The sequence below is a fragment of the Streptomyces griseorubiginosus genome (genome assembly GCF_017614965.1).
Taxonomy (GTDB): domain Bacteria; phylum Actinomycetota; class Actinomycetes; order Streptomycetales; family Streptomycetaceae; genus Streptomyces; species Streptomyces griseorubiginosus_B.
Window position 1 is genome coordinate 19,382 of sequence record NZ_WVUG01000094.1, and the last position, 9,536, is coordinate 28,917.

At 73.2% G+C, this 9,536-nt stretch carries 6 protein-coding genes and 1 pseudogene; 2 read left to right on the top strand and 5 right to left on the bottom strand.

Annotated features, from left to right (window positions below):
• Nucleotides 1-40: 40 nt before the first annotated feature.
• Nucleotides 41-859: a DeoR/GlpR family DNA-binding transcription regulator gene (locus tag GRC12_RS19295; RefSeq protein WP_208780559.1), complete on the bottom strand. Its 819-nt coding sequence runs from the start codon at nt 857-859 to the stop codon at nt 41-43.
• A 283-nt stretch (nt 860-1,142) separates the two neighbouring features.
• Between GRC12_RS19295 and GRC12_RS19300 the strand changes: the two are divergent.
• Nucleotides 1,143-3,464, top strand: a pseudogene (locus GRC12_RS19300) (hypothetical protein); the annotation flags it as partial.
• 449 nt (nt 3,465-3,913) lie between these two features.
• Here GRC12_RS19300 and GRC12_RS19305 read toward each other — a convergent pair.
• The 4 genes from GRC12_RS19305 to GRC12_RS19320 all read right to left on the bottom strand — a co-directional run bounded on the left by GRC12_RS19305 (nt 3,914) and on the right by GRC12_RS19320 (nt 8,594).
• Nucleotides 3,914-6,355 carry a right-handed parallel beta-helix repeat-containing protein gene (locus GRC12_RS19305; protein WP_208780560.1) on the bottom strand — a complete coding sequence of 814 codons (2,442 nt, stop codon included), beginning with the start codon at nt 6,353-6,355 and terminating at the stop codon, nt 3,914-3,916.
• A 111-nt stretch (nt 6,356-6,466) separates the two neighbouring features.
• Nucleotides 6,467-7,072, bottom strand: coding sequence for an Rv1733c family protein (locus tag GRC12_RS19310; RefSeq protein ID WP_208780561.1), 606 nt, complete (start codon nt 7,070-7,072; stop codon nt 6,467-6,469).
• A gap of 213 nt (nt 7,073-7,285) precedes the next feature.
• Nucleotides 7,286-8,113 carry an MOSC domain-containing protein gene (locus tag GRC12_RS19315; protein WP_208780562.1) on the bottom strand — a complete coding sequence of 276 codons (828 nt, stop codon included), beginning with the start codon at nt 8,111-8,113 and terminating at the stop codon, nt 7,286-7,288.
• A gap of 43 nt (nt 8,114-8,156) precedes the next feature.
• Nucleotides 8,157-8,594 carry a DUF6643 family protein gene (locus GRC12_RS19320; protein WP_208780563.1) on the bottom strand — a complete coding sequence of 146 codons (438 nt, stop codon included), beginning with the start codon at nt 8,592-8,594 and terminating at the stop codon, nt 8,157-8,159.
• Nucleotides 8,595-8,891: 297 nt separating this feature from the next.
• On the opposite strand from GRC12_RS19320, the gene GRC12_RS19325 reads away from it, so the two are divergent.
• On the top strand, nt 8,892-9,536 hold a 645-nt coding region (locus GRC12_RS19325), incomplete at its 3' end, for a TerD family protein (protein ID WP_208780566.1).

Sequence of the window (9,536 nt, forward strand, 5' to 3'; positions counted from 1 at the left end):
AACTGGCGGTCCGTCAGATGTCAGCACCGCCCGGCCGGGATCAGTCCTCCTCCTCGCCCGCCACCACCAGCCGCCGCAGATGCTCGGCGATCTCCTCGCGCGCCTCGCCCGCCAGCCCGGCGTCCGTCACCAGCGTGTCGACCTGCTCCAGCGCGGCGAACGAACTCAGGCCCACCACACCCCACTTGGTGTGGTCGGCGACCACCACGACCCGTCGCGCCGACTGCACCAGACGGCGGTTGGTCTCCGCCTCCGCGAGGTTCGGCGTGGACAGGCCGGCCTCGACCGATATCCCGTGCACACCGAGGAAGAGCACGTCGAAGTGGAGGGCGGCGATCGCCTGGTCGGCCACCGGCCCCACCAGCGAGTCGGACGGCGTGCGCACCCCGCCGGTCAGCACCACCGTGGCCGCGCCCTGCCGGGGACCCGTGGTGCGCTGCGCCGCGTGGAAGACGTCGGCCACCCGTACCGAGTTGGTCACCACCGTCAGATCGGGCACGTCGACCAGCTGGTGCGCCAGCGCGTACGTCGTCGTACCGCCCGACAGCGCTATCGCCGTACCCGGCGTGACCAGCTCGGCCGCCGCGCGCGCGATGTCCTCCTTGGCCGTCAGCTCCAGACCCGACTTCGCCTCGAAGCCCGGCTCGTGCGTGCTCGCCTCGACCACCGGCACCGCGCCGCCGTGCACCTTCTCCAGCACGCCCTGCCGGGCCAGCGCGTCCAGATCACGGCGCACGGTCATGTCGGACACGCCGAGCTTGCGCGTCAGCTCGTTCACACGAACCCCGCCCCGGCGTCGTACCTCGTCCAGGATCAGGGAGCGCCGCTGCTCCGCGAGGAGGTTCTGATTCTCACTCACGTACGCTCCGGTCCTTTCGCCTCAATCAGCCCGCCACGCCCCCTCCGACGAGGGCGTTCTTTCCCGCATCCGGTGCAGGGGAGGTCCCATCCTCGCACGTGCCCCCGCCGATGACGCCACCGACCGGCACGCCGATCCCCCGCCACCCGCGCCACACGCCTTGCTCCTGCGGCACACGTATCGGGGAAATTCCGTGAGAAGAGGTGTACGCGGCTGCCCCAGCGGCAACCCTTGTGCCCGCACGGACACAAGCCGACGGCGCGTCACGGGGGAAGTGCGAACAGTGGAATGTGCGCAGGAACCTGTCTCGAACGCCGGCCCCGCCGAGGGGCCCGGGGGATCCGGGATCGCCCTGGAACTGCTGGTCCACGGCGTGGGCGGGACGACACCGCAGGAGATGCTCGCCGATCCGCGCACGGTGCGGATCGCCGGCGACGACACGGCGGCCCTCTTCCGGCGCGCCGATGACGTCGACGCGGAACTCAGACCCGACGACCACCGGGGCGGACCGGTCCCGGAGGCGTACGTCTGGTGCAATCTCACCTCCGGGAACAGCGCCCGCGCCCTGTGGCTGTTGCTGCTGCCCTTCATGGTGGCCAACCTCGCCCACTGGATGCGGCCCACCGCGCGGGGCCGGTCGCGCACGGTGCGCTTCTACGGACTGCTGGTCCGGCTGGTCGGGCTGACCCTGACGGTGCTGCTGGTCGCGGCCGCCTGCGAGGTGGCCCTCGACCTCGCCGCCTGGCAGTGCGCGGGCACACGCGCGTGCGCCGAGCGGCACTCCTGGCTGGGCTTCCTGTCGCCCGACCTGTCGCACGACGGCTGGTGGAGCAGACCCGGCCGCCGCCTCGCGCTGGCCGCCGTCGTGCCCGCCGCGCTCACCGGACTGCTGTGGTACCTCTCCCGCCGCACCTGGAGCGCGTACGAGTCGGTGCGGCCGGTCTCCCACCTCGACGAAACCGACGAGGACGGCGACCACACATCCTTGGGCCGCCCCGGATTCTGGTACGGCCGCCGCCTGGTCGCCCGGTTGCGCGCCGCCCACACCGCCGCCGGACTGCTGACGGTCGCCGCGGCCGTCGCCTCGTCCGCCTGGCGCTTCGACCGTGGACCGGACAGCCCCGCCGTACTCGAGACCCTGGGCGTCCTGCTGTACACGGCCCTCGCCGCCACCGCCCTCGTCGTGCTGTGGGTGGTCTGCCGCCGGGGGCGCACCGAGAACCGCCTCGACCAGGCACTCGACACGCGTCTGGTACGACGCCTGCCGCTCGCCGCCCTCCTCCTGCTGCTTCTCGCCGCCGGGTACGCGGGCTGGGAGCGCCCGGGGTGGGAGTCGGCCGGCCGGCTGCCCGGTGGCGGCACCACCTTCGGCGGGCTCGCCCTGATCCAGGGCGCCTTGGTCGTCGCCCTCGCCGTGTGCGCCCGTGCGCTGTACCGCACCGCTCCCGACCGGCGTGCGGTCCTGCGCGGCCTGGGCGGACCCGCCGTCGCGATGCTGGCCTGCGCCCTCGGCGGGGTGATGTCCGGTGGTGTCTCCCAGCGGGTGTCCGACTGGCTGGACGGCACCGGCACCTTCCTCGCCGGCCCCCCGGTCCTGCTGACCTGGCAGGCGTCCGTGATCCCCGTCCTGCTTCTCGTCCTGCTGGTGCTGTGCGCCGGCCTCGGACGGCGGGCCTGGCTGCTGCGCCGCACCGAGCTGGGAGAGGTGGAGCTCGACCACCCCGGGGTATCCGTCGACCCCGCCCGCACCCGCGCCATCGCCACCACGCGCGTGATGGCCACGCTCACCGACCGCGCCCCCCTCGTCGTCGCCGTCGCCTCCACCGCGACCCTGCTCCTGGGCGCCGGTGCCATCGTCGGCGCGAGCCTCACCGACCGGGCCCCCGGACCGGCCGCCCGGCACGCCCACGCCTTCGTGCACGGCGCCGCCCAGACCGCCCAGGGACTGGGCTCCTGGCTGATAGGGCTCGGCTTCGTCCTGTTCGTCACCTGGGGCAGGCGCGCCTACAAGGACGCCTCCGCCCGCCGCACCATCGGCATCCTGTGGGACGTCGGCACCTTCTGGCCGCGCGCCGCCCACCCCTTCGCCCCGCCCTGCTACGCCGAGCGCGCGGTGCCTGACCTCAGCTGGCGCATGGCCGGCTGGACCCATGCCACCGGCGGCCGCCTCGTCATCTCCGGACACTCCCAGGGCAGCGTGCTCGCCGCCGCGGCGGCCTGGCAGCTGAAGCCGTCCGTCCGCAAACGAGTCGCCCTGCTCACCTACGGCTCCCCGCTGGAACGCCTCTACGGCCGCTGGTTCCCCGCCCACTTCGGCCCGGCCGCACTCAGCTCCCTGCACCGCGAGGTCGCCTGCTGGCGCAACCTCTACCGGCTGACCGACCCCATCGGCGGCCCGGTCCGGCTGGCCGGCGACTGCGGCCCCGAAGTGGACCGTGCCCCGCTGAAGGACCCGCTCGCCTACGGCCGTACCGCCCGGCACCCGCTGCCCGCCCCGATCCTCGGCCACTCCGACTACCAGGCCGACCCCGCCTTCGCCGAGGAACGCGCCCGCCTCCTGGCCCGGCTCGGCCCACGGCTCCCCGCCCCGAGGGAACAGGAGGAGCGGCGCAACGACACCGCCGCGCGGCCTCCCGCCCGCGCGGAGACCACAGTTCCTACCGCCCCCGCTCCGGCCCCACACGTCTACATCGCGGCCGTACCCCAGCGCACCGCACGGGCCACCGCCCCCGGGCTGCGGCAGGCGGCGGCCCTGGCGCTGGTGTCGGCGGTGGCCTTCCTCGTGGCGTGGGCCTGCACCCGCGGTGCTGTCGCGGGGTTCGAGCGGCACGGCGCGCTGGTGCCGTCCGACGCCGCTCAGGTCGTCGCCGCCGTCGGCGCCACGGGCCTGGGGATCGGCTCCGCCATCGCCTCCGTGCTCAAGGCGATCGCCCTGCTCACCCCCGCACGGCCGGAGCCCGCCCGCACCCGCGTCCCCGTGGCACCCCGTGCCCACGGCGCCGATGAACCGTCCGCATCGGATCTCGACGCCGTGGCGGACGCCGGCGGGATCGCCTAGGACCGGTCCGGGAGGTCCTCCGGGAAGAGCAGTGTCAGGTCGTCGGTCGACGGCTCCGCGACCTGGGCGACCCGGCCCGCGTGCCGTTCGACCATGGCCTCGAAGGTCTGCCGGGCGGTGCGGCCGTTGCCGAACGCCGCGCCCTTGGGGATCTCGGTGAAGTACCGCAGCAGCGCCTCGGCGGTACCGTCCGCCAGCCGGTACTCGTGCTCCTCGGCCTGCTGCTCCACGATCCGCAGCAGTTCCTCGGGGGTGTAGTCGCTGAAGGTGATGGTCCGCGAGAAACGAGAGGCGACACCCGGATTGACCGACAGGAAGCGCTCCATCTCGGCCGTGTATCCCGCGACGATCACCACGACCGCGTCCCGGTGGTCCTCCATCAGCTTCACCAGGGTGTCGATGGCCTCCTTGCCGAAGTCACGGCCGGAGTCCTCGGGGGACAGCGCGTAGGCCTCGTCGATGAACAGCACCCCGCCGCGGGCCCGGTCGAAGGCCTCCTGGGTGCGGATCGCGGTGGAGCCGATGTGCTCGCCGACCAGGTCGACGCGGGAGACCTCGACGAGATGCCCCTTCTCCAGGACACCGAGGGAGGCGAGGATCTCGCCGTAGAGCCGGGCCACGGTGGTCTTGCCGGTGCCGGGGGAGCCGGTGAAGACCAGGTGCCGCTTGACCGAGGCCGCCTTCAGGCCCGCCTGCCGGCGCCGCCGCCCCACCTCGATCATGTCGGTGAGGGCGCGCACCTCGCGCTTGACGCTCTCCAGTCCGACCAGCGCGTCGAGCTCCCCGAGCACGGCCTTCGACGTGCGCACCGGCTGCTCCGGCCCGGCGGCGGCCACCAGGGGCTCCTGCTCGGTGATGCGCTGCCCGGGAATCGACCCCAGCAGACTGGGGGACTGGTTCACGGTCTCCACGGCGGTCTCATGCGCCACGGGCGGCCGCAGCCCCCCGCCGCTCTCGTCGCTGGTGCAGTCCTCGACGACGGGCCCGCTCCCCGGTGCCGCGTCGGGGCCGGCTTCCGCGAACTCGTACCCGCCGCGTGCGCACCGCTCCGTGCGGCACTTTCTGAGCGTCGTACGGCAGCCGTCGATCACATGGAAGCCGTAGCCGCCGCTGCCCGTCACCCGGCAGTTGAGGAAGCTGCCCCGGCCGCCCGCCGAGACGTAGAAGCCGGCCTCCGCGGGGGAGTCCACCGTGCAGCGCTCGATCGTGGGATCCGCGCCCTTGGTGACGATCACTCCGGTCTGGGTGGAGTCCACGGTGCAGTTGTTGAGCGTGCCGCCGCTGCCGTGGTCACGGAACCAGGCGCCGGTCGCAGCGTCCCGGATCCGGCAGTCGTCCAGCTGGGCCGTCGCCCCGTCGCTCACCGACACGGCCGTGTTGCGCACCTGGGAGAGGTCGCTGTCGACGACGTCCGCGCGCGAGCCGCGGTCCAGCACGAACAGCGCGTCCGGCACGTCGTGCACCCGGCAGGAGTCCAGCACGGCGGTGGCGCCGTCACTGACCCACACCGCCGGATAGTCGCCGGTGCTGTCGAAGATCTCGCACTGGTTGGCGTCCACGCGCGTGCCCGGGTCCCACACCGACAGGCCGTTGCGCCCGAACTGACGCACCGTCGTGCGGGTCAGGGTGAGCACCGACCGGGAGCGCAGGTCGACCGCGTTCTCCGGGATGTCGTGGATCCGGCAGTCCTCCAGCGTGAGCACCGCGTCGGTGTCGAGCGTGACACCGTCCGTCGTGGTGCGGTGCACATCGCAGTCCGTCAGATGCGCGGTGGCGCGGGCGGTGACCTGGACGCCGCTGCCGCGCACCTCGTACACCTCGCAACCCACCGCCTCCAGGGCCGAGTTCTCCCCGGTCGCCGACAGGCCCGAGCCCGAGGCGTGATGGACGCGGCAGCGCTCCAGACGCGGGTGCGCCCCGCCGCGGACCGCGACACCGGACTGGCCGGCGGCCACCACCTCGCACTCCTCGAACACCCCGCCCCCGCCGTCGAGTACGGCGATGCCGACGCCGGCGGGGTTGTCGACGGTGCAGCGGCGCACGGTCGGACGCGCGCCGCCGCGCACCTCGATGCCGGCCGCGGAGCGGGTGACGATCCGCACGTCCAGCAGCTCCGGGGTGCCCTCCTCGACCAACAGGGCGGGCGCGGCGGCGTCCTGGCCCTCCACGTGCAGGTCCTGGACCACCGCGGAGGCGCGCACGGTCAGCGGCACCCCGTCCATGGGGGCGATCCGCACCGAGCCGGGGGAGCCCTCGGGGCCGCGCAGGGTCACCGCCCGCTGCACCACGAGGTTCTCCCGGTAGGTGCCGGGAGCGACGGTGAGGACGTCACCGTCCGCCGCGGCCTCCAGGGCGGCGGCGAGCGACGCGTACTCACCCGTGCGGCGCCGCCACCGCGATGTGCCGGTGTGCGTCACCTGGACCGTGCCCTGTGCCATGGCGTTGCCGTGCCCCCACCTCGTCGTACGCGGGTTTGTGCTGCCGAAGAAGCTCGGCCGGTCCACCGTAGCGTGCGCGCGGGTGGTGGGTTGACCAGAGCCGTCAGGCCGTCAGCTGCCGGTGCCGGTCCGGCCCCAGTCGGGACCCGCCTTGTCCCAGGCCTGGTCCCAACGGGCGTAACGGCGGCGGACCATGCGCCAGACGATCATCCGGCGGCCGCCCTCGACGACTCCCGCGGTCAGCAGGGCGGCGCCGAACCCGGCGAGCACCGCGTGGGTCGTGGCCGTCGCGGAGTCCAGCGGGCGGGCCACTATGCGGCCGTGCGCGTCGGTCCATATCCGGAAATGGTCGCCGTGGTGCGGCGAGGTGAGGGCCGCGAGGGCGGCACCCTGCCGGGCGGTGCCGTCCGGGGCGGTCCACTGGGCGAGGACGCGGCTGCGCAGGTCCCGGCCCGAGGTGGTCTCGGGGTCGCTGTCCAGCGGGGAGCGGTCCAGCTTGCGCACGACGGTGGCCGTCACCGAATGCCGGGCCGCCTGCTGGTCCTTCGCGGCCCGCTGCAGGGCGTCCTGGGCGGCACCGCCGACGAGCGAGCCGATCACGGGCGCGGCGACCAGGATCAGCAGCAGGGTGACCAGAGCCACCCACGCCTCGACCAGATCGCTCGTGCGGCGCAGCGGATTGTGCCGCCAACGCCAGAGTCCCCGGATTGCTCGCACCGTCCCGCACCCCCTTCCCGCTCCGTGATAACTCCCGGCGGAGGCGTTCACCTTGAGTCCCGGTCAAAGAGAGAGGGAAATCACCTGCGACCGGGGCCTCTCAGGAACTTCTCACGAAGAACCCAACGCCCGGCCCCCCGGCAGGGGTTCCCGCGTCACCCCCGTTGTCCGGATCTTTCTCCGTCTTTCTCCGCGAGCGGACGCGCCGGGTCTTCACTCCAGGACCGTGACCGGGTCGCCGACCCGGATCGTGCCGCGGGAGAGGGGCACGAGGTTCTGCCCGAAGGCCAGTTTGCCGTCGATGTGGCGGTGACGCCCGAGCGAGCGCAAAGGCTCCCTGCCGCGTACGGCGGTGTCCTGGTCTGTGGTGGTCACCACGCAGCGCCCGCACAACTTGGCGACACGGAAGGTGACATCGCCGACGGCGATGCGCCGCCAGCCGTCCTCGGCCCAGGCGGGGCTGCCCGTCACGACCACGTTCGGCCGGAAACGGTTCATGGGCAACGGTCCCTCGGCCGGGTGGGTGCCTTGCGCGATCAGGGAGTTGAGGGCGTCGAGAGAGGCGTCCGAGGTGAGCAGCAGCGGAAAACCGTCGGCGAAGGTGACGGTCTCACCCGGCAGCGCGTACTCGGGATCGACGGGCCGGCGCCTGGCCGGATCGTCCATGTGCACCAGACGCGTACCGGCGCCGAGGTACGCGCTGCACCACGCGTGCGCGGCCGGATCCTCGGCCGGTACGCCCTCGACCTTCTCGCCGAAGATCTCCACCCAGATCGTGCCGGCCGGGCGGGGGACCGGCACGGTCAGCGGATCCGTGCCGGGTGCGGAGACACGGATGCCGCCGCCGGGCAGGAGCTCGGCGGCGGCCAGTGCGAGGCGCGGCTGCTGACGCTGTGTGACGACCTTTCCCCCGTCGTCGACCAGGGCCCAGCGCCGGTCCCCGGCCAGCCCCCAGGGCTCCACGACGGCCTCCCGGACCGCGACGGCCCGGAACGCCTTGACCGGATGGACGTGGATCGACTGCAGCAGCGTGTTCCCCATGCGGCCATCGTGCCAGGCCGCGCGGGCGGCCCGACAGGACGGCTCAGTAGCCCCGGTACTGCTGCTGGTTGTTGTACGGGTCCTGGTACGGGGCCGCGGCGGGCCGCGGAGCGGCAGGACGCATCGCCTCGTAACCGGAGCCGCCCGTCATCGGACGCATCGGCTGCGGCTGCTGCTGGGGGCCGGGATAGCCCCTCGGAGCCGTGGCCTGCTGTGGGATGTACGCGGCGGGTGCCTGCTGCAGCGGGGACGGCTGCTGCGCCTGCGGGTAGCCGTAGGAGGGCTGGGAGGGGCCCGCCGGGAGGGCGGGCAGGGCCGACGGCAGCGCGGGCAGGCTGCTGCCGGGCATGTCGTAGGCGGCGGGGACCCGGATCGGGGCGATCTGCGGGGTGCCCCGCTCGGCGACGAGCTTGTCGTAGATCGGGGTGTCCGGGAAGGCGGAGTAGTAGCCACCGCCGTAAGTGGAGCGGGGGGAGGTCATGGCACATAAGTTAAGCCCACGATGTGCTGGTTGGGGAGACCGATAAGAAGGTTGTTTTCCGTGTCCGCAGTGACTCGGGAGCCCCAATGCGAGCGAACGCGGCAAAATGGGACGGCGAACAGGGTTCTGATCCGGTAAAGCCCATGTTCCGGGCGGGTTACCGGCGGGTCGGTCCGGTGTCGCGCGGTGCTCCTCATGGGACTTCGCCGTCCTGGGGAATAGGTTGTTCGAAGGGCGGGCCGAACGGCCGCCGGACCCGTACTGGCGCGGCGACACGTGATGGGGGCGGACATGTCAATGTCGAAAGGCTCGAACACACCGGTGCCGCAGACGGCGCTGCGGGTGGAACTGGGCTGGCGCTCCGGGCCGGGCGTGCCCGACGCCGACTCCTCGGCGCTGCTGCTCGTGGGCGGCAAGGTCCGCTCCGACGGCGACTTCGTCTTCTACAACCAGCCCGTGCACTCCTCCGGAGCGGTGCGGCACGAGGGCAAGCGGGACGCGGGCGGCCGCATCACCGACACCCTTCTCGTCGACCTCGCGCGCGTGGAGCCCACGATCGAGACCATCGTGCTCGCCGCCTCCGCGGACGGTGGCACCTTCGGGCAGGTCCCGGGCCTGTACATCGAGGTCCGTGACGCGGCGCGGGACACGGTGGCCGCCCGCTTCGACAGTGACGGCGCCACCGTCGAAACCGCTTTCGTGCTCGGGGAGTTCTATCGCCGCAACGGCGCCTGGAAGTTCCGCGCGGTCGGCCAGGGCTACAGCAGCGGCCTCGAAGGACTCGCGACGGACTTCGGCATCACGGTGGACGAACCCCAGCACGCGGCCCCCGCTCCGGCACCCCCGGTGACCGTGCAGCCGCCCGCCGCCCCGCCGGTGACGATGCAGCCGCCGGTAGCCCCGTCCGTGACGATGCCGCCCCCGTCCGGCGCATCCGTACCC